This is a genomic window from Arthrobacter sp. SLBN-100 (assembly GCF_006715305.1).
Taxonomy (GTDB): domain Bacteria; phylum Actinomycetota; class Actinomycetes; order Actinomycetales; family Micrococcaceae; genus Arthrobacter.
This window is the reverse complement of sequence record NZ_VFMY01000001.1, coordinates 2,279,913-2,298,892: the sequence shown is the minus strand read 5'-3', so window position 1 is coordinate 2,298,892 and position 18,980 is coordinate 2,279,913. Positions and strand designations below refer to the sequence as shown.

Here is an 18,980-nt window from a genome sequence, read left to right as displayed (position 1 = left end):
CCACCAGCGCGTAGTGGGGGAAGCTCACCCGACCCTCACCAAAAGCATGACAGTCACCGATCCCACCGGACCCCGCGCTCCTGCTGCCGGGCCCTTTCCTTTGGAGAAAACCATGTGCCTGCACGACCACACCCCCGCTGCCCTCCCTTCCGCCGCAGTTCCGCGCCGCGGCATTCTCGCGGGGGCAGCCGCGCTCGCCGGAATCTCAGTGGCCAGCCTTGCCGCACAGTTGGGAAATGCCCCGGCTGCTAAAGCCGAGGGCAACGCAACAAGCACCGGCTACCATGCGCGTCCTGCGTCGCCGCCAATGATCATCGAAGGCGGCACCATCGTGGACCCCAAGACAGGCGGTGCCGTCGAAGACGGCGTCCTGGTGCTGGAAGGAGGAAAGGTCAGCGCGGTGGGTACCCGTGAGGAAACACGCCGTGCAGTCGCCGCACTTGCCGGCCGTGCCCTCATGGTGGATGCCTCCGGTCGCTGGGTCGTTCCCGGCCTCATCGATGTGCACGTCCATGCGAACGCGCTGTCTGATGCGCGCGCCATCCTGCAGGGCGGAGCAACCAGCGTCAGGAGCGGTTCGAGCAGCTTCTACCAGGACGTCGCCTTGGCCGCCCTGCCTGCCTGGGCCGCCGGCGCTTCGCCGCGGATGAGCCCGGCCGGCCTGTTCATTTCACCCGAACTGGGGGACTCGCTCCTCGCCGACCCGGATCTTGCACCCCTGGCTTCCCTGACGGGGGGAGTCACGGAACCGGGCGACCTCGCCTACCTCACCCGCATCAACCTGAAGCGCGGCGCGCAGGTGATTAAGACGAGGGCCAACCCCCGCGCGGGCCTGCCGGAGCAGGATCCCCGCGAGCTGGTCTACAACTACGATCAGCTCTCCGCCGTGGTCAAGGCCGCAAGCAACGCGGGCGTGCTGTGCCATGCCTACAGTGCCCAAGGGATAGACGGCGCGGTCCGGGCCGGTGTGCGCAGCATCGAGCACGGCGTCTTTGTCAGCGAAGAGACCATCTCCCGGATGGCCAGCCAGGGGACGTATTTCACGCCGACCATGGACGCCATCACCAGCATGGCGGGCTCGTCCAACCCGATCCTTGCCGCCCGCGGCAAGGAGTACACCCCCATCATCAAAGCAGCCGTGAAAGCTGCTCATGATGCCGGCGTGACCGTCGTTGCGGGTACGGACTCCTTCGGATCAGACGTGACACCGATCGGCACGGAAGTGCGTCTGTTGAGTGAGGCCGGGCTTTCGCCGCTGGACGCCCTGAGGGCCGCGACAGTCAATGCCGCCGCGCTGCTCGGCTGGAGTGAAAACGCCGGCCGGTTGATGCGCGGTTCCTTCGCGGACGCCATCATTGTGGACTCGGATCCCTTGGCCAGCGGCTCCGCCCTGGAAGGAATCCGGGCCGTGGTGGCGCAGGGAGTCCTTGTTCGGAATGACCTCTGACCAGCCTGACCTCCAGGGGCCCGGTTATCCGGCCCGCCCTGCCCGCCAAGGCCAACGCGCCCTTCCATTCAGAAAGCCATTCCCTATGACCCTGATCCTTAAAGCGTCCGAGCTCCAGGCCCTGGCCGACATGCCCGGGACCATTGCCGCCGTCGAACGCGTCTTTGCCGGGCTCAGCCGAGGCACTGCCGTCCAGCCTGCCCCGGATTCGCTCCTCCTCCCGTCCTCGGATGCGAGGTTCCTGCCGATGGCGGCGCTGTCCGAAGCGGAGGAGTTGGCGTCAGTGAAACTGCTGGCGGACATCCCGTCCAACGGTGCGGCCAGCCTGCCTACCCAGCGGTCCACCATCATGCTCGTCTCCCAGCTGACCGGTGAAACCCTGGCCATCCTGGACGGTAAAGTTCCCACCCGGGTCCGCACCGCGGCAGCCAGCGCGGTGGCAACGAAGCTCCTTGCGAGGCCCCGCAGCACCACCTTGGGGCTGGTGGGGGCAGGCGCCTTGGCGGTGGCCCATGTGGAAGCCATGCTGGCCGTGCTGCCAATGAGAAACGTGGTGGTGTGGTCCCGTTCCACTGAGACCGTCGCTGCCTTCTGCGACGAAATTTCCTGTTACGGGCTGAACATTACGCGGGCCGCCAGCGTGCGGGAGGTCGTCGAGGGCTCGGACGTGCTGTGCACCCTCACGCCAGCGGTTGAGCCATTGGTCAAAGGGGAGTGGTTCCAGCCCGGACTGCACGTTAACGCCGTCGGATCCCGTCCGCGGCCGGACCACCGGGAAGTTGACTCAGCGGGCATGGTCCGGGCGCGGGTTTTCGTGGACAGCCTCGCTACAGCAAGGGCCAAGTCCGGGGGGCTGATCATCCCGGTAACGGAAGGCGCCATGGGCTTCGAGGATGTGGAAGCAGAACTTGGTGACGTGGCGGCTGGGACAAAAGCAGGCCGTCTGGGGGATGAGGACATAACCTTGTTCAACTCGGTGGGTATCGGCCTGCAGGACCTTGCGATCGGGCGGCTCCTGTATGACGCTGCACTTGACCAGGGGATCGGCACCCATGTGGAGCTGAATAACTGAGGCGGCATCGAAGCAGGGCGCCGGAATCAACGGGAGGCATCATTGACTGTCCATGCGGACTCACCCGCGTCCTCGGCTGACGCTACCCGGGCACGGATCCGCGAGCTGATCATCTCGGGTGACTTCGCGCCCGGCTCCCGGCTTAGGGAACGCGAGCTGTCCCAGGCCTTGGACGTTTCCCGGGTACCCGTCCGCGAAGCCCTCCAGCTGCTGGAAGCCGAAGGCTTCATTGACACCTCTCCGCGGCGCGGGGCCACCGTCAAGCAGATCACCCTGAGGGACGTCAACGAACTCTTTGATGTCCGGCTCAGCCTCGAAGTCCTCGCCGCGCGGCTCGCCGCCCAGGCCGCCGCGCGGGGGGAGTCCTCGGCGCGCCTCCAGCAGATGATGGACCGGGCCGAAGAAGCGACCCTGCGCCACGACCACGCGCAAATCCCGCTGAGCAACACGGCCCTGCATGCAGAGATCGTCTCGATGGGCGGCAACGCATTGCTGGAGTACTCCATGAAGCCGCTCCTGGGCAGGATGCAGTGGCTCTTTACCCTGACCGGGCACCGCGACCCCCTGGTTCAGTGCGCAGAGCATCTAAGCCTATGCAAGGCGATCTATGACGGCAGAGCCGAACTTGCGGCAGCGCTGGCGTTTGCCCATGTGGAGCTGGGCCGGGAACCCTCCCTCCGGGGACTTGCCGGGCGGCTGCCTGAACAGTAGGCCCGCGACGGCGGCGTGTCCGCCGTCGTACGTGCGCCTTGAAACCGCGCGGATTTTGCATCCCGCCCCCGCAACCTGTAGGGTGTGAGCCGTGTCACCCACCAGTGGCACATGCTAATGATCTGCGGCGGGAGAGTCCTGCCGGTACGTTCAGCAGGCGCCGTAGGAGCAAACCCTCCCCAGGAATCTCTCAGGCCCACGTACCGCCGCGGCAAGGCAACTCTGGAAAGCAGTCCGGGCAACCGGACTCACCGACGGTGCAAGTGGCGTCCTGCGAAACGGCAGGGCAACGCAAAACTCTCAGGTCCAATACAGAGCGGGGAGGAACCCGAATCAACGTGGTGCTTAGGCGCCACCTGAATTATGGAGTTCCTCTCATGACGGTTCAATCGTCCCCCACCACCTTCGCAGACCGCCATATCGGCGCACGCCGCCAGTCCGACATCGACACCATGCTCAAGGCCGTCGGCTACGACAGCCTCGATGGCGTGGTCGACAGCGCCGTTCCCGATTCCATCCGCCAGGACAAGCCCCTCACCCTCGAGAGCGCCCTGAGCGAAGTCCAGGTTCTAGCCGAGCTCCGCAAGCTGGCGGGCAAGAACAAGATGGCCGTGCAGATGATCGGCCAGGGCTACTACGACACCGTGACCCCGCCGGTGATCCGCCGCAACGTCCTCGAAGCTCCCGCCTGGTACACCGCCTACACCCCTTATCAGCCGGAGATTTCCCAGGGCCGGCTCGAGGCGCTGCTCAACTTCCAGACCATGGTCCAGGACCTCACCGCGCTCCCGGTGGCCAACGCCTCCCTCCTGGACGAAGCCACCGCCGTCGCCGAAGCCGTGCTCCTGATGCGCAGGGCCAACAAGAACAAGACCGCGAAGGACGGCAAGACCGTCCTCGACGCCGACCTCCTTCCGCAGACCATCGCCATCGTGCTGGGCCGCGCCGAAGCCCTCGGCTTCGAGGTGGAAATCGCCGACCTCACCAACGGACTGCCCGACGGCGACATCAACGGCGTGGTCCTCCAGCAGCCCGGCGTCTCCGGCCGGGTCTGGGACCAGACCTCCGTCATCGCCGAGGCCAAAGACCGCGGCGCCCTGGTCACCGTCGCCGCCGACCTCCTGGCCCTCACCCTCATCACCCCGCCGGGAGAGCAGGGCGCGGACATCGCCGTCGGCTCCACCCAGCGCCTGGGCGTGCCGCTGTTCTTCGGCGGACCCCACGCCGCCTACATGGCCGTCCGCGAAGGCATGGAACGCACCCTCCCCGGCCGCATCGTAGGCGTTTCGAAGGACAACGCCGGCGTTCCCGCCTACCGCCTGGCCCTCCAGACCCGCGAGCAGCACATCCGGCGCGAGAAGGCCACCTCCAACATCTGCACCGCACAGGCCCTGCTCGCCATCGTCTCGTCCTTCTACGCCGTCTACCACGGCCCGGACGGGCTGAAGGCGATCGCCGAAACCGTCCACAACAACGCCCGAGCCCTCGCCGCCACGCTGAAGATCGCCGGCCGCGAACTGGTCAGCGACACCTTCTTCGACACCATCACCGTGCGCGTGCCCGGCAAGGCAGCCAAGGTCATTACCGCCGCCGAAGCCCGCGGCGTCAACCTGCGCCTCATCGACCCGGACACAGTCGGCGTGTCAGTTGATGAAACCACGACGCCGGAGGTCCTCTCCGCGGTGGTCGTCGCCTTTGGCGCGGGTCCGGTTGTGGAGGCCGCCGGGTTCGAGCTGCCTGAGCCGGTGGTGCGCACCTCCACCTACCTGCAGCACCCGGTGTTCAACACCCACCGGTCCGAAACCCAGCTGCTGCGCTACATCCGCCGCCTCTCCGACCGCGACCTGGCCCTGGACCGCACCATGATCCCGCTGGGCTCCTGCACTATGAAGCTGAACGCCACCGCCGAAATGGAAGCCATCTCCTGGCCGGAATTCGCGTCAATCCACCCGTTCGCCCCCGACTCCCAGACGGCCGGCTGGCGCGAACTCATTGCCGGCCTGGAAGCCGACCTCGCCGAGATCACCGGGTACGACCAGGTGTCCATCCAGCCCAACGCCGGCTCGCAGGGCGAGCTCGCGGGCCTGCTGGCAATCCGCGGCTACCACCACTCCCGGGGCGAGGCACAGCGCAATGTCTGCCTGATCCCCGCCTCGGCGCACGGCACCAACGCCGCCTCCGCCGTCCTCGCCGGCATGACGGTTGTTGTGGTGGCTACTGCTGCCGACGGCACCATCGACCATGCCGACCTGCAGGCCAAAATCGAGGCCCACAAGGACGTCCTCTCGGCCATCATGATCACCTACCCGTCCACCCACGGTGTATACGACTCCGATGTGCGCGAAGTCTGCGACGCCATTCACGCGGCCGGCGGCCAGGTATACGTTGACGGTGCCAACCTGAACGCACTGGTCGGTCTGGCGCAGCCGGGCAAGTTCGGCGGCGACGTGTCCCACCTGAACCTGCACAAGACGTTCTGCATCCCGCACGGCGGCGGCGGACCCGGCGTCGGACCTGTTGCTGCCAAGGCGCACCTGGCGCCGTTCATGCCGGGCGACGCCAACAAGGCTGCGCATGAAGCCGGCCACGGCGTAGCGATCTCCGCATCCCGCTTCGGTTCCGCCGGCGTGCTGCCCATCTCCTGGGCTTACGTGAAGCTGATGGGCGGGCAGGGCCTCACCGAGGCCACCAAGTCCGCATTGCTGGCCGCGAACTACGTCGCCGCCCGCCTGGACGAGCACTTCCCCGTGCTCTACACCGGTGAGAGCGGGCTGGTGGCGCACGAGTGCATCCTGGACCTGCGCGACCTGACAGCGCGCACGGGTGTCACTGCCGAGGATGTAGCCAAGCGCCTCATCGACTTCGGCTTCCACGCCCCCACGCTGTCCTTCCCGGTGGCAGGCACGCTCATGGTGGAGCCGACCGAATCCGAGGACCTCGCGGAGATCGACCGCTTCATCGAAGCCATGATCACCATCCGCCAGGAAATCGACCAGGTGGCCGCCGGTGACTTCTCCGTGGAGAACTCCCCGCTGCGCAACGCACCCCACACGGCAGCCGCCGTCGTCTCTTCCGACTGGAACCGGACGTACCCGCGCGAGCAGGCCGCCTTCCCGGTGGCCTCACTCCGGCAGGACAAGTACTTCCCGCCCGTCGGCCGGATCGACGGCGCAGCAGGGGACCGCAACCTGGTCTGCTCCTGCCCTCCGCTTTCCGAATTCGAGGTTTCGACAGGCTCAACCACCGGATTGGAAGGCTAACACCATGAGTGAGAACTACACCGCGCTGTACGATCAGCACAAGATTGCCGGCGCCTCCTTCACCGACTTCGGCGGCTGGCAGATGCCCCTGAAGTACAGCTCCGAGCTGGCCGAACACCACGCCGTCCGCAATGCTGCCGGCCTGTTCGACCTCTCCCACATGGGCGAAGTCTGGGTCACCGGCCCCGACGCCGCAGCCTTCCTGGACTACGCCCTGGCCGGCAAGCTGTCCGCCGTTGCCGTGGGCAAGGCAAAGTACTCGCTGATCTGCCAGGAAGACGGCGGCATCATCGACGACCTCATCTCCTACCGCCGCGGCGAACAGAAGTACCTCGTGGTCCCCAATGCCGGCAACGCCGGGGCGGTTGCCGCGGCACTGGCCGAACGGGCTGCCAACTTTGACGTCACCGTTGAGGACGTCTCCGCCGAGACCTCCCTCATCGCCGTCCAGGGCCCGAACGCCGAGGCCATCCTCCTGGCACTGGTCCCCGCAGAACAGCACCCGCTGGTGACGGAGCTGAAGTACTACGCGGCGGTCGAGGTAGGGATCGCCGTCAACGGCACTGTGCAGGAGCTGCTGCTGGCCCGCACCGGCTACACCGGCGAGGACGGCTTCGAGATCTACATCCCGAACGAGGACGCCGCCGGACTGTGGGACGCGCTGCTGGAAGTTGGCGCCGGCCACGGTCTGATCCCCGCCGGCCTTGCCTGCCGCGACTCGCTCCGCCTCGAAGCGGGCATGCCGCTCTACGGCAACGAGCTCTCCCGCGAGGGCAACCCCTACGCGGCCGGGCTGGGCCCGGTTGTCTCGCTCAAGAAGGAGTCGGACTTCGTAGGCAGGGCCGTGCTGGCGGAGCTCAAGGCCTTGGGCGCCGGTTCCTCCGGGCGCAAGCTCGTGGGCCTCAAAGGCCTGGGCCGCCGTGCAGGACGCAGCCACTACCCAGTCCTCAAGGACGGCAACGTGGTGGGCGAGGTGACCTCTGGCCAGCCAAGCCCCACCCTGGGCTACCCGATCGCCCTGGCCTATGTCGACGTCGAATTCACCGCACCCGGCACCACCCTGGACATCGACCTGCGCGGCAAGCCAGAGCCCTTCGAAGTCGTCGCCCTCCCGTTTTACAAGCGCACCAAATAGCCGAAGTTACCGGCCCGCCGGACCCGACCTCCTCTGCATGCTGGGCCCACACCGTCCGGGTTCCCTAACCGAGCTTGCGAGCTTAGGGGGACGGTGGGGAGCACGCTGCCGGAGGCCGGGTCCGAAGGGGCCTTGTACGTCACCTTGGTTACTGACCTGTGGCGGTGAGCGGATTCCGGAAGCGTGCGTCAGAGCGACGAAGGAGCAGCACGCGGAGGAATTCGGTCACCAGCCTCCCGACCCGACCACGACAAGTTTTCAAACGTAAGGAAAGAATCATGAGCAAAGTTGTTGCAGAACTGAAGTACTCCGCCGAGCACGAGTGGGTTGCTGCTGATGGATCCGGGCCTACTGGCGTCGGAATCTCCGCTGTGGCCGCCGACGCCCTGGGCGACATTGTTTACGTGGACCTGCCCGAGGTGGGCTCCACGGTGACCGCGGGGGAGACGTGCGGCGAGGTGGAATCCACCAAGTCCGTCTCCGACCTCTACGCCCCCGTCACGGGAGAAGTTGTGGAGATCAACGACGAAGTGGTCTCCGACCCCGCCCTGATCAACAACGACCCCTACGGCGCCGGCTGGCTCTTCAAGGTGGCCGTCACAGAAGAAGGACCGCTGATGTCCGCTGAAGAGTACGCGGCAGCCAACGGCGGCGAACTGTGAGCGCCGCGGCCGCAACAGCGGCGTTCGAGCAGGTCGTTTCCCCGTCGCTGGACGCGGACCTGTCCGCGCTGGATCCGGAGATCGCCGCGAAGATCGACGACGAGCTCACCCGCCAGCGTGACGGCCTGGAGATGATCGCCTCCGAGAACCACACCGCCGTCGCCGTGATGCAGGCGCAGGGCTCGGTGCTGACCAACAAGTACGCCGAAGGCTACCCGGGCAAGCGGTACTACGGCGGCTGCGAGCACGTGGACGTCATCGAACAGCTCGCGATTGACCGGATCAGGGCGCTGTTCAGCGCGGAGTTCGCCAACGTGCAGCCGCACTCGGGCGCGCAGGCCAACGCCTCGGTGATGCACGCGCTGATCAAGCCGGGCGACACCATCATGGGCCTGAACCTGGCCCACGGCGGCCACCTCACCCACGGGATGAAGATCAACTTCTCCGGCAAGCTGTACAACGTGGTCCCGTACGGCGTCCGCGAGGACACCCACACCGTGGACATGGCCGAGGTGGAGCGCCTGGCCCAGGAGCACAAGCCGGCGCTGATCGTTGCCGGCTGGTCCGCCTACGCACGGCAGCTGGACTTCGCCGAGTTCCGCCGGATCGCCGATTCGGTGGGCGCGTACCTGATGGTGGACATGGCCCACTTCGCCGGACTCGTGGCCGCAGGGCTGCACCCGTCGCCGGTCCCGCACGCCCACGTCACCACCTCCACCACGCACAAGACCCTCGCCGGTCCGCGCGGCGGCATCATTTTGACCAACGACGCCAACATCGCCAAGAAGATCAACTCGGCTGTGTTCCCGGGCCAGCAGGGCGGCCCGCTTGAGCACGTCATTGCCGGCAAGGCCGTGGCGTTCAAGATCGCCGCGTCGGAGGAGTTCAAGGAGCGCCAGGAGCGCGTCCTCGCAGGCGCCCGCATCCTGGCCGAGCGACTGGTCCAGCCGGACGTCACCGCCAAGGGGATCAGCGTGGTCTCCGGTGGCACCGACGTGCACCTGGTCCTCGTGGACCTGCGCAACTGTGAACTCGACGGACAGCAGGCCGAGGACCGGCTCGCGGAAATCGACATCACCGTGAACCGCAACGCCGTCCCGTTCGACCCCCGCCCGCCGATGGTCACCTCCGGGCTGCGGATCGGCACCCCGGCCCTGGCCACGCGCGGCTTCGGTGAGGCTGCCTTCCGCGAGGTTGCGGACATCATCGCCGAGGCTTTGACGGCCGACGCCGGCGCGGACCTTTCGGGCCTGCGTCACCGCGTCGAAGCACTCGCTAAAGCCCACCCGCTCTACCCGGGCGTAGCGAACCTCAGCTGACTCGGCAGGGTTCGACAGGCTCAACCACCGGTGGTTGAGCCTGTCGAATCCCCTCAACCACCGACCCCCTTCTAGTTAGGAATCACCATGGCTGTTGGAGTCTTTGATCTATTTAGTGTGGGGATCGGGCCTTCGAGCTCGCACACCGTCGGGCCGATGCGGGCTGCTGCCGTTTTTGCGGAGGAGCTCAAGGCCCACGGCAAGCTCGCGGATGTGGCGTCGCTGCGGGTGGACCTCTATGGTTCGCTCGCGGCGACGGGCCACGGGCACGGCACCATGACGGCCATCCTGCTTGGGCTGGAGGGTTTCCATCCGGAGCTGATCCTGCCGGAGGAGGTGGAGGAACGGCTGGCCGTGATCGCCGAGACTGGCATGCTGCAGCTCGCCGGCGCCGTGCCGCTGCCTTATGGGGTGAAGGACATGGTGCTGCGGCCGCTGACCATCCTGCCGCGGCATACCAACGGCATGACGTTCACGGTGTCCGACGTGGACGGCAACGTCCTGCACACGGCGACCTTCTTCTCGGTGGGCGGCGGGTTCATTGTCCGCGAGGGCGAGGAGGACGCGGCGCAGCAGGAGCTCGAGGAGTCAAAGAAGGAACTGCCGATGCCGTTCCGGACTGCCGCCGAACTGCTTGAGCACTGCCGGGAAACCGGGCTGGGCATCAGCGACGTGATGCGGGTCAACGAGGAGGACAGCCGCACTCCTGAGGAGATCCGCGAAGGCTTGCTGCACATCTACTCCGTGATGGAGGGCTGCGTGGAGACCAGCCTGAAGCGCGAAGGCGTGCTGCCCGGCGGGCTGAAGGTCCGCCGTCGGGCCCCGGATTGGTACGACCGGCTGAAAAAGGAAAGCTCTCGGCCGGACAGTGAAGGCCAGGACCAGGAGTTCCACGACCCGAAGTATTGGCAGGAGTGGGTTAACTTGATCGCCCTGGCCGTGAATGAGGAGAACGCTTCCGGCGGCCGGGTGGTCACTGCACCCACGAATGGTGCGGCCGGGATCATTCCGGCGGTGCTGTACTACGCGCTCCACTTTGCGCCGGGGATGGAGAACGCCACCCAGGAGGACCGCGACGACGTGGTGGTCAAGTTCCTGCTGGCGGCCGGCGCCGTCGGGGTGCTGTACAAGGAGCAGGCCTCCATTTCCGGTGCTGAGGTGGGCTGCCAGGGCGAGGTGGGCTCGGCGTCGTCCATGGCCGCCGCGGGACTCGCCGAGGTGATGGGCGGAACTCCTGCCCAGGTGGAAAACGCCGCCGAAATCGCCATGGAACACAACCTGGGCCTGACCTGCGATCCGATCGGCGGGCTGGTGCAGGTGCCCTGCATCGAACGGAACGCGATTGCCGCGGCGAAGGCGATCAACGCCTCGAAGATGGCCCTCTGGGGCGACGGTTCGCACCGCGTTTCCCTGGATGAAGTGATTGTGACCATGCGCGAGACCGGCAAGGACATGAGCTCCAAATACAAGGAAACGGCCATGGGCGGCCTCGCCGTCAACGTCGTGGAATGCTAAGGAAAGAGTACTGATGACACTGGCACCTGAAGGCCGGAAGCTTTTGCGCGTTGAACAGCGCAACTCGGCTGTCCCGGTGGAACGTAAGCCGGAGTGGATCAAGGCCAAGGTCCAGATGGGCCCCGAATTCGTCGGGTTGAAGAACCTGGTGAAGAAGGAAGGCCTGCACACGGTGTGTGAGGAGGCCGGCTGCCCCAACATTTTTGAGTGCTGGGAGGACAAGGAAGCCACGTTCCTGATCGGCGGGTCCGAGTGCACCCGGCGGTGTGATTTCTGCCAGATCGATACCGGCAAACCCTCCCCGGTGGACCGGTTCGAACCCACCAAGGTGGCCAGGTCGGTGCAGGCGATGCAGCTGCGCTATGCCACCGTGACCGGGGTGGCCCGGGACGACCTCGAGGATGAGGGCGTGTGGCTGTACGCCGAGACGGTCCGCAAGATCCACGAGCTGAACCCCGGCACCGGGGTGGAGCTGCTGATCCCGGACTTCTCCGGCAAGCCCGAACACATCGCCGCGATCTGCGACTCGAGGCCTGAGGTGTTCGCGCACAATGTGGAGACCGTGCCGAGGATTTTCAAGCGGATCCGGCCCGCGTTCCGCTATGAGCGGTCCCTGGATGTGATCACGCAGGGCCGGAACCTGGGCATGGTGACCAAGTCCAACCTGATCCTGGGCATGGGCGAGACCCGGGAAGAGATTTCCGAGGCGCTGCGGGACCTGCACGAGGCCGGCTGCGACCTGATCACCATCACCCAGTACCTGCGCCCGTCGGAGCGGCACCTGCCGGTGGACCGGTGGGTCAAGCCGCAGGAGTTCGTGGACCTCCAGGACGAGGCCACAGAGATCGGCTTCCTCGGGGTCATGTCCGGCCCGCTGGTCCGTTCCTCCTACCGCGCCGGCCGGCTCTGGGCCACCGCCATGCGGAAGAAGGGCTGGGACATCCCCGCCGAACTCGCCCACATCGAGTCCTCCGGCACCACCCGCCAGGAAGCCAGCTCACTGCTCGCCGCCACGGCTTAATCGGCCCGGCGCAGAGCCAGAGCTGATGACCCAATACCTGATGAATAGACAGGACCAATGATGTTCCCCATCAGAATCGAAATCATCCCTGCGGAGGGAATCGTTGAGCAGGTCCAGGCCCTGGTGCCCACGACCACCACGCTCAGCGTGACCTGCCTGCCGCACCACGGCATCGAACGGACCATGCGCACCGCGGTGGAGCTGAGCGACCTCGGCTACACGGTGGTCCCGCACCTCGCCGCCAGGAGCATCCGCAGCCGCGCTGAGCTGACCGGGATTGTCCGGGGCTGCGATGCCGCCGGTATCCGCGAAGTCTTCGTTGTTGGGGGAGACCGGAAACAGCCCGCCGGCGTCTATGACTCGGCCCTTCCGGTCCTTGAGGACATCGCGCAGTACAGCGGCGGAATGATGCGGGCAGGCGTCGCCGGGTATCCGGAGGGCCACCCGCTCGTCAGCCCCGTGGACCTGCTCGACGGCCTCCTGGCCAAGCAGCACGTGGCCTCCCATGTGGTCACGCAGATGTGCTTCGCCGCCGGCAAAATCCATGACTTCGCCGCGCTGCTGCGCCGTGAAGGCGTGCACCTGCCCGTCTGGGCGGGCGTGGCGGGCTCGGTCCCGCGGACCAAGCTTGTGGCACTGTCCACGCAGATCGGCGTCGGAAGTTCCCTGAAATTCCTCAGCCGCAAGGGGCCGCTGGCCCGCAAGCTCCTGAGCGGGGACCGCTACTCGCCGGACAGCCTGATCGCCGGGCTGGAAAGCCAGCCGGGCAACATCGCCGGCATCCATCTTTACAGCTTTAACAGCCTTGAGTCCGTCCCCGCGGCGCCGGACCAGGCAACCGCTTCAGCACTCCAGGCAGCATTGATTCGAGGAGCAGCACGTGACAACTAAACCTGTAATTTCCCACCAGGAGCCGCACCTTGAGCGGCAGCTCACCAACAGGCACATCCAGCTGATCGCCATTGGCGGCGCCATCGGCACGGGCCTGTTCATGGGCTCGGGCAAAACGATCTCCGCGGCTGGACCGTCCGTCATTTTCGTCTACATGATCATCGGCTTCATGCTGTTCTTCGTGATGCGGGCCATGGGCGAACTGCTGCTGAGCAACCTGAACTACAAATCCTTCAGTGACTTCGCGGCCGACCTCCTGGGCCCCTGGGCGGGCTTTTTCACCGGCTGGACCTACTGGTTCTGCTGGGTGATTACCGGAATCGCCGACGTCATCGCGATCGCCGGCTACTCCAAAGAACTCTGGCCGGGACTGCCGCTGTGGATCCCGGGCCTGGCCACCGTGGCCATCCTGCTGTTCCTGAACCTCGTGACCGTCAAGGCGTTTGGCGAGACCGAGTTCTGGTTCGCGCTGATCAAGATTGTTGCCATCGCTGCGCTGATCATCGTGGGCATGTTCATGATCTTCACGGGCTTCCAGTCCGACGCCGGCCCTGCCACCTTCACGAACTTGTGGAGCCACGGCGGGTTCTTCCCCAACGAATTCATGGGTTTTGTGGCCGGCTTCCAGATTGCGGTGTTCGCGTTTGTGGGCATTGAGCTGGTGGGCACCACGGCTGCCGAGGCGAAGGATCCGGAAAAGAACCTGCCCAAGGCCATCAACTCCATCCCCATCCGCGTGCTCCTGTTCTACGTGGGCGCCCTGATCATCCTGATGTCCGTCACCCCGTGGACCCAGTTCCAGGCCGGCCACAGCCCGTTCATCGCCATGTTCTCCCTGGCCGGCCTCGGCGCCGCCGCCACTGTGGTGAACCTGGTGGTCCTCAGCTCGGCCATGTCCTCGGCCAACTCCGGCATCTACTCCACGTCCCGCATGGTGTACGGGCTGGCGCAGGAGGGGGACGCGCCGTCGGTCTTCAGCAACCTGTCCACCCGGAAGGTGCCGCAGAACGCGCTGTTCCTCTCCTGCGTCCTGCTGCTCTCCGGCGTGGTGCTGATGTACGCGGGCCAGGACATCGGCAAGGCCTTCGACATGGTGACCACAGTGTCCGCCGTCTGCTTCGTGTTCGTGTGGTCCATCATCCTGGCCAGCTACCTTGCCTTCCGGCGTCGGCGCCCGCACCTGCACGAGGCGTCCAAGTACCGGATGCCCGGCGGGATCCCGATGGTGTGGGCTGTGTTCGCGTTCTTCGCCTTCGTCCTGTGGGCCCTGACCACGCAGCCTGACACGCTGGTTGCTCTTCTGGTCACCCCTGTGTGGTTCATCCTGCTCGGCGCCGCGTGGTTGGTGCTGCGCCGCCGGCCTGCCCACGTGGCCCGCTACGAGACGTTCAAGTCGGAGCTGGCGCAGGACCTGGACACCGAGGCGTCCACCATCGGGCGTGACCTGGACGGTGCATTGAAAGACGGGGGGAAGAAATGAGCACGGTACTGGAGACGCCCGTCCCGGCCCCTCGGCCAGGTGACTCGACGGCGGAGCCCGCTGCCGCCGTCGAACATGTCCTGACCGTTGACTGTGCGGAGTCCCCGGGCATTGTCCACGCAGTCTCGGCGTTCCTGCTGAAGCACGGCTGCGACATCATCGACATCAAGCAGTACGGCGACAAGGCGCAGCGGCACTTCTTCATGCGGGTGCACTTCGCATCAGCGCAGGAGCTGCAGAGCACCGAAGACCTGCGCCGCGACTTCAGGCCTGTGGGGGAGAAATGGCAGATGAACTGGCAGCTGGAGCCGCACGGCCGGAAGCGCCGGGTGCTGGTGATGGTGTCCCAAATGGGGCACTGCCTCAACGACCTGCTGTTCCGGGCACGCACCGGCGATATCCCGGTGGAGATCGTCGCGGTGGTCTCCAACCATCGCGACCAGGAAGGCCTGGTCCAGTGGCACGGCATCCCGTTTTTCCATGTGCCGGTCACTGCGGCCACGAAGACTGAGGCCGAAGCGCGGCTGCTGGAACTCGTGGATGCGTTCGATGTGGAACTCGTGGTCCTGGCCCGGTACATGCAGGTGCTGAGCGACGAGCTCTCAACCAGGCTGGCGGGCCGGACCATCAACATCCACCACTCGTTCCTGCCCAGCTTCAAGGGCGCCAAGCCCTACCACCAGGCCTACGAACGCGGCGTGAAGACGGTGGGCGCCACGGCGCACTACGTCAACGCCGAACTCGACGAGGGCCCCATCATCTCCCAGCAGGTCATCGAGGTGGACCATACGTATACGGCCGATGACCTGGTGGCGGTGGGCCGGGACGCCGAGTGCGTTGCCCTCCGGAACGCTGTCCGGTGGCACTGCGAGGGGCGCATCCTGCTGCTGGGCAACCGCACGGTCATCCTGCGGTAGCGCGATGAAACCGAGCGAAACGCACAGCTGGCGGAGAGTGTCCTGGAACGCCTTGCCGCTGGGCCAGCCCGTGCGTCTTTCACAGGACGGGCAGGCTATCGGCTGCGGTGTGGTGGACGGCACCACGCCCGACGGCTCCATCATCTGGGTGGTCCTGGACGGCTGGCCTGAGCGCCGGATGTTCCACCGGGAGGATTTTGCGTTAAGCCGTTCCCGTCATTGACCGCCCGCCGCCGACCGGCAACCATGAAGTATGACTGACTCAGCTGATACCGGTGCCCCTTTTGACGACGACAGCGCGGAGGAGGTTGACGGCGTGGAAACTGCGGAAAGCATTGCAGAAGACGTCAAGGATGAAATCCGCCTGGGCCACGTGCAGGATGACGTAACCCATGTGCTGGAGGAACGCTTCGATGAGGCGGGCATCAGCCTGCGGCCCGAAGCCGTGGACGACCTTGCCGAGGAAATTGAGCGGGACGTTTCCACCTAGGGTGGCGTGCCGGGCCCGGCGGTGGCCTAAGCTTCGCCTATGGGACTAATCATCACACTGCTTATTATTTGGCTTGTTCTGTCCATCCTGGGCTTCGTGATCAAAGGCCTGCTGTGGCTGGCGTTCATCGGCCTGATCCTGTTTGTGGCCACCGCTGTTTGGGGCTGGCTGAAGCGGAGAACCAGCGTTTGACGCTCCCGGCCAGGAGACGGTACGGGCCGGAAACGGCAGGCAACAACCTGGATTAGTGCGCTGGCCGTGTTGGGCGCATGGCTTTTCGAAGTCATACCGGTGGTCCAGGTGGCCCGCACTTCTACCTGCACCCACCCCTACTTAAAGCAAGCGGACGACGGCGGGAGGTGCCCGCGGCCGTCCGCTTGCTTTGGCCTGCCTAACTCGAGGGGCGGGGGAGTCAGTGCCAGAGGCCCAGGGCGAATTCCGCGATCACCGTGGAGAGCAGGAAAGACGCCGTGATGGCCACCAGCCCCACGGGAATGATCTTCCAGCCGATGTTTTTCAGCAGCGGGATGTCCTTGCCCAGGGACAGGCCCGCCAGGGTCAGCATCACGGTGGCGATGGACAGGAAGTCCACGGTCTTGACCGCCGCGTTCAACGCTTCCGCCCCGAAGAACCAGGGGCTGGAGATGTAGGCGCCAATGGTGGTGACAAAAACAATCGCCGAGATCTTCCGGGTGGCCTTCGCCAGCGCGATGCTGACCAGGACCAGGGCCAGCATGGTCGCGTAGCCGGCCACGATGGTGAGGCTGAAGCCCTTCGCCGCCACGGATGCCGTGCCGATGCCCAGGACCGTGAGGACCGAAAGGGACAGCCAGAGCGGCAGTTTGATGGCTGCCGCGGACTCGGCAACCCGCTCGCGGAACCGCCGGTTTTCCTCCGCCTGGGCGGCCTCGCGGTCGATGTCCGCGGCGGTGCGTGCGGCCGGGGCACCGGCGGAAGCACCGGCGGGTGCACCGGCCGTCACGGCTGCTTCTTCGCGGGCTGTCTGCTTGCGGGTGAGGAATTTATAGAACCGGTCGGCCAGCGGCAGCGCAATGTAGATGCCCACGTAAACGCCCAGGATCGTGGTGATCAGGTTGGACACGGCGGCCATGCCCAGGATGGCTTCCTGCTCCGCCGGGTAGCCGGCAACGATGCTCGCCGCGGATGCCGCCATCATGGAGCCGGACCCCACACCGGCACCCATGGCTAGGGCCAGCGGATCAAAGATCTTCCAGTTGGCCACGAGCGAGGTGAGGAGTGTGATGTATACGGCGCCGAACAGCGTGCCGAACACGTACATGGCCAGCACGCCGCGGTACTGGTCCGAATCCGCGCCGTACTTCTCGGACACCATGGCGAAGGAGGGCTCACGGTCCAGCGAGAACGTGGCGCCCACCGTTGCCTTGCCCATCCTCAGCAGCACAGCCAGCGGGAGCGCCAGCGCGATGGTGCCGAGCAGGTGGCCCACTTCCTGGAGCAGCAGCGCGGGTCCTGCCTTGAGCAGGGTGGGCAGGCTCGGACCGATGTTGAAGGCCAGCCGGGCCACCAGCAGCAACACGGCCACGCCCACCAGGGCCGCCGCCACCCGCTGCAGGTCGATCCCCAGGGGCTTGAACTTCTGGACCGAGACCAGCAGGCCAACGATGAGGCCCCACACCATGGGGAAGATGATGATGGCGCCTATTCCCACATCGATCTTCAGCTGCCCGATGAACTGGACCGCCACGGCGATCACCAGGGCCAGGGCGGCAATCGGGATGGTCAGCTTGGTCCCGGCCTTATCAACCCGGGCTGTTCTGGTGGTGCTCATGATGTGCCTTCCTGCGTGAAAGTACGACGGCGGTACGCAGCTTTGATGAAGCGGTCCCGTTCGGAGGGGGTTGAGGCTGCGCCGGCGACGGTCCAGGCCAGCGCCACGGCTGCCTCGAACATCACGCCGTACGCCTCGGGGGAGTCTGCAAGCGCGGCAAACGCGTGCGAGTGGATGGGCACGTCCGCACCCGGGATGCTCAGCCAGGGGTGCAGGGACGGGATGACCTGGGAGATGTTGCCCATGTCGGTGGAACCGCCGCTGAGCCCCGATGACCGCGACGTGTCCTTGCCGAAGGCTTCCATCGCATCGGTCCAGTGCGCTGCGAGGGCGTCATCCTGGAGCAGCGGTTCGTACAGGGGTTCCGCTTCCTCGATGACCAGGGTTGTTCCGGTGGCCAGCGCGGCGCCTTCGAAACAGTTCCGGACCCGCTGGTGCAGCGCCTCGTATTCCGGCAGGGTGAAGGCCCGGCATTCGAACTGGACCACCGCCTTTTCCGGAATGATGTTGGTGACGTGTCCGGCCTCGGCCACGAAGCAGGCGATCCGGTGGTCGCTGGGGATCTGCTGGCGCAGCAGGCCGATGGCCACCTGGCTCAGCACCGCGGCGTCGGCCGCGTTCACGCCCTGGTGCGGGGCTGCCGCCGCATGCGCCGCCTTGCCGCTGAACGTTGCCTTGTACCGGCCCACCGCCTGCGCGCTGGTGCCGGCGGGGTTGTAGGTGAGCCCGTCCTGGACCGGGTGGACCATCAGGGCCAGCCCGACGCCGTCGAACGCACCCCGCTCCAGCATCAGCGCCTTGCCGCCGCCATGCTCCTCGGCGGGGGTGCCGATGGCCTTCAGCGTGATGCCGAGTTCGTCCACCAACGGGCGCAGGGCGAGGGTGGCTGCCACGGAGGCACCGGCGATCAGGTTGTGACCGCAGGCGTGGCCGATGTCCGGAAGCGCGTCGTACTCCACGCACAGCGCCACCGTCAGCTCGCCGCTTCCCGCGCTCGCTGAGAAGGCGGTGGGAAGGCCCGACGTGCCGCGCTCCACCTCGAAGCCGGCCTCCTCCAGCAGGGCGGCAATGGCCCCGGCGGAACGGACCTCCTCGAAGGAGATCTCCTTGAACGCGTGGATTTCCTGCGCCAATGCCTGGACGCGGGGTTTCCAGCGGTCGACGCCGTCTGCCAGTACGCCGCGAAGGGCTGCCGGGGCGGGGTTTGGGTTGGTCAGTTCCATGGGCATCTGCCTTCTCTGGGTGAAGCG

General features: G+C 66.2%; 17 protein-coding genes and 2 riboswitches. Of the genes, 15 read left to right on the top strand and 2 right to left on the bottom strand.

Annotated features, from left to right (window positions below):
- The first annotated feature begins 46 nt into the window (after nt 1-46).
- The 15 genes from FBY31_RS10785 (at nt 47) to FBY31_RS23020 (ending at nt 16,112) form a co-directional block, all read left to right on the top strand.
- Nucleotides 47-1,447, top strand: coding sequence for an amidohydrolase family protein (locus FBY31_RS10785; protein WP_235013016.1), 1,401 nt, complete (start codon nt 47-49; stop codon nt 1,445-1,447).
- A gap of 85 nt (nt 1,448-1,532) precedes the next feature.
- Nucleotides 1,533-2,519: an ornithine cyclodeaminase family protein gene (locus tag FBY31_RS10780; RefSeq protein ID WP_142040450.1), complete on the top strand. Its 987-nt coding sequence runs from the start codon at nt 1,533-1,535 to the stop codon at nt 2,517-2,519.
- A gap of 42 nt (nt 2,520-2,561) precedes the next feature.
- Nucleotides 2,562-3,230 (top strand): GntR family transcriptional regulator, encoded by a 669-nt coding sequence (locus FBY31_RS10775; protein WP_142040447.1) that lies wholly within the window; start codon nt 2,562-2,564, stop codon nt 3,228-3,230.
- A gap of 118 nt (nt 3,231-3,348) precedes the next feature.
- Nucleotides 3,349-3,446, top strand: a riboswitch (glycine riboswitch).
- Between the two features lies 1 nt (nt 3,447).
- A riboswitch (glycine riboswitch) is annotated at nt 3,448-3,555 on the top strand.
- Between the two features lie 52 nt (nt 3,556-3,607).
- The gene (gene gcvP / locus FBY31_RS10770; RefSeq protein ID WP_142040443.1) at nt 3,608-6,490 is read left to right on the top strand and encodes an aminomethyl-transferring glycine dehydrogenase; all 2,883 of its coding nucleotides are present in this window, start codon (nt 3,608-3,610) and stop codon (nt 6,488-6,490) included.
- Between the two features lie 4 nt (nt 6,491-6,494).
- Complete coding sequence (gene gcvT / locus FBY31_RS10765) at nt 6,495-7,625, top strand: glycine cleavage system aminomethyltransferase GcvT (RefSeq protein ID WP_142040440.1); 1,131 nt, start codon at nt 6,495-6,497, stop codon at nt 7,623-7,625.
- A gap of 278 nt (nt 7,626-7,903) precedes the next feature.
- Nucleotides 7,904-8,287 (top strand): glycine cleavage system protein GcvH, encoded by a 384-nt coding sequence (gene gcvH / locus FBY31_RS10760; RefSeq protein WP_142040437.1) that lies wholly within the window; start codon nt 7,904-7,906, stop codon nt 8,285-8,287.
- Nucleotides 8,284-9,606 (top strand): serine hydroxymethyltransferase, encoded by a 1,323-nt coding sequence (gene glyA / locus FBY31_RS10755; protein ID WP_142040434.1) that lies wholly within the window; start codon nt 8,284-8,286, stop codon nt 9,604-9,606. Before gcvH ends, glyA begins: the two co-directional genes overlap by 4 nt.
- An 87-nt stretch (nt 9,607-9,693) precedes the next feature.
- Nucleotides 9,694-11,121 (top strand): L-serine ammonia-lyase, encoded by a 1,428-nt coding sequence (locus FBY31_RS10750; protein WP_142040431.1) that lies wholly within the window; start codon nt 9,694-9,696, stop codon nt 11,119-11,121.
- Between the two features lie 13 nt (nt 11,122-11,134).
- Nucleotides 11,135-12,142 (top strand): lipoyl synthase, encoded by a 1,008-nt coding sequence (lipA, locus tag FBY31_RS10745; protein ID WP_142040428.1) that lies wholly within the window; start codon nt 11,135-11,137, stop codon nt 12,140-12,142.
- Between the two features lie 60 nt (nt 12,143-12,202).
- A complete protein-coding gene (locus FBY31_RS10740; protein ID WP_235013015.1) occupies nt 12,203-13,033 on the top strand; it encodes a methylenetetrahydrofolate reductase in 831 nt (276 codons plus the stop codon).
- Entirely contained in the window at nt 13,023-14,513 is a 1,491-nt protein-coding gene (gene cycA / locus FBY31_RS10735; protein ID WP_142040423.1) for a D-serine/D-alanine/glycine transporter, read from the top strand. Before FBY31_RS10740 ends, cycA begins: the two co-directional genes overlap by 11 nt.
- Nucleotides 14,510-15,430, top strand: coding sequence for a formyltetrahydrofolate deformylase (purU, locus tag FBY31_RS10730; RefSeq protein ID WP_142040420.1), 921 nt, complete (start codon nt 14,510-14,512; stop codon nt 15,428-15,430). The genes cycA and purU overlap by 4 nt, the downstream gene beginning before the upstream one ends.
- A gap of 4 nt (nt 15,431-15,434) precedes the next feature.
- Complete coding sequence (locus FBY31_RS10725; protein ID WP_142040417.1) at nt 15,435-15,653, top strand: hypothetical protein; 219 nt, start codon at nt 15,435-15,437, stop codon at nt 15,651-15,653.
- A 30-nt stretch (nt 15,654-15,683) separates the two neighbouring features.
- Nucleotides 15,684-15,920 carry a hypothetical protein gene (locus FBY31_RS10720; protein WP_142040415.1) on the top strand — a complete coding sequence of 79 codons (237 nt, stop codon included), beginning with the start codon at nt 15,684-15,686 and terminating at the stop codon, nt 15,918-15,920.
- Between the two features lie 39 nt (nt 15,921-15,959).
- On the top strand, nt 15,960-16,112 hold the full coding sequence (locus FBY31_RS23020) for a hypothetical protein (RefSeq protein WP_167344656.1): 153 nt from the start codon (nt 15,960-15,962) through the stop codon (nt 16,110-16,112).
- Between the two features lie 220 nt (nt 16,113-16,332).
- Here FBY31_RS23020 and FBY31_RS10715 read toward each other — a convergent pair whose 3' ends face one another.
- Together FBY31_RS10715 and FBY31_RS10710 are read right to left on the bottom strand one after the other, a co-directional pair.
- On the bottom strand, nt 16,333-17,730 hold the full coding sequence (locus FBY31_RS10715; RefSeq protein ID WP_142040412.1) for a DUF3100 domain-containing protein: 1,398 nt from the start codon (nt 17,728-17,730) through the stop codon (nt 16,333-16,335).
- Nucleotides 17,727-18,953, bottom strand: a complete 1,227-nt coding sequence (locus FBY31_RS10710; RefSeq protein ID WP_142040409.1) for an amidohydrolase — start codon at nt 18,951-18,953, stop codon at nt 17,727-17,729. The genes FBY31_RS10715 and FBY31_RS10710 overlap by 4 nt, the downstream gene beginning before the upstream one ends.
- Nucleotides 18,954-18,980: the final 27 nt, after the last annotated feature.

Coding starts and splice junctions, on each gene's coding strand:
- FBY31_RS10750 (WP_142040431.1), top strand. CDS start 9,694: ATGGCTGTTGGAGTCTTTGATCTATTTAGTGTGGGGATCGGGCCTTCG.
- FBY31_RS10720 (WP_142040415.1), top strand. CDS start 15,684: ATGACTGACTCAGCTGATACCGGTGCCCCTTTTGACGACGACAGCGCG.
- FBY31_RS23020 (WP_167344656.1), top strand. CDS start 15,960: ATGGGACTAATCATCACACTGCTTATTATTTGGCTTGTTCTGTCCATC.
- FBY31_RS10780 (WP_142040450.1), top strand. CDS start 1,533: ATGACCCTGATCCTTAAAGCGTCCGAGCTCCAGGCCCTGGCCGACATG.
- FBY31_RS10725 (WP_142040417.1), top strand. CDS start 15,435: ATGAAACCGAGCGAAACGCACAGCTGGCGGAGAGTGTCCTGGAACGCC.
- gcvH (WP_142040437.1), top strand. CDS start 7,904: ATGAGCAAAGTTGTTGCAGAACTGAAGTACTCCGCCGAGCACGAGTGG.
- gcvT (WP_142040440.1), top strand. CDS start 6,495: ATGAGTGAGAACTACACCGCGCTGTACGATCAGCACAAGATTGCCGGC.
- gcvP (WP_142040443.1), top strand. CDS start 3,608: ATGACGGTTCAATCGTCCCCCACCACCTTCGCAGACCGCCATATCGGC.
- purU (WP_142040420.1), top strand. CDS start 14,510: ATGAGCACGGTACTGGAGACGCCCGTCCCGGCCCCTCGGCCAGGTGAC.
- FBY31_RS10715 (WP_142040412.1), bottom strand. CDS start 17,730: ATGAGCACCACCAGAACAGCCCGGGTTGATAAGGCCGGGACCAAGCTG.
- FBY31_RS10710 (WP_142040409.1), bottom strand. CDS start 18,953: ATGGAACTGACCAACCCAAACCCCGCCCCGGCAGCCCTTCGCGGCGTA.
- lipA (WP_142040428.1), top strand. CDS start 11,135: ATGACACTGGCACCTGAAGGCCGGAAGCTTTTGCGCGTTGAACAGCGC.
- FBY31_RS10785 (WP_235013016.1), top strand. CDS start 47: ATGACAGTCACCGATCCCACCGGACCCCGCGCTCCTGCTGCCGGGCCC.
- FBY31_RS10740 (WP_235013015.1), top strand. CDS start 12,203: ATGTTCCCCATCAGAATCGAAATCATCCCTGCGGAGGGAATCGTTGAG.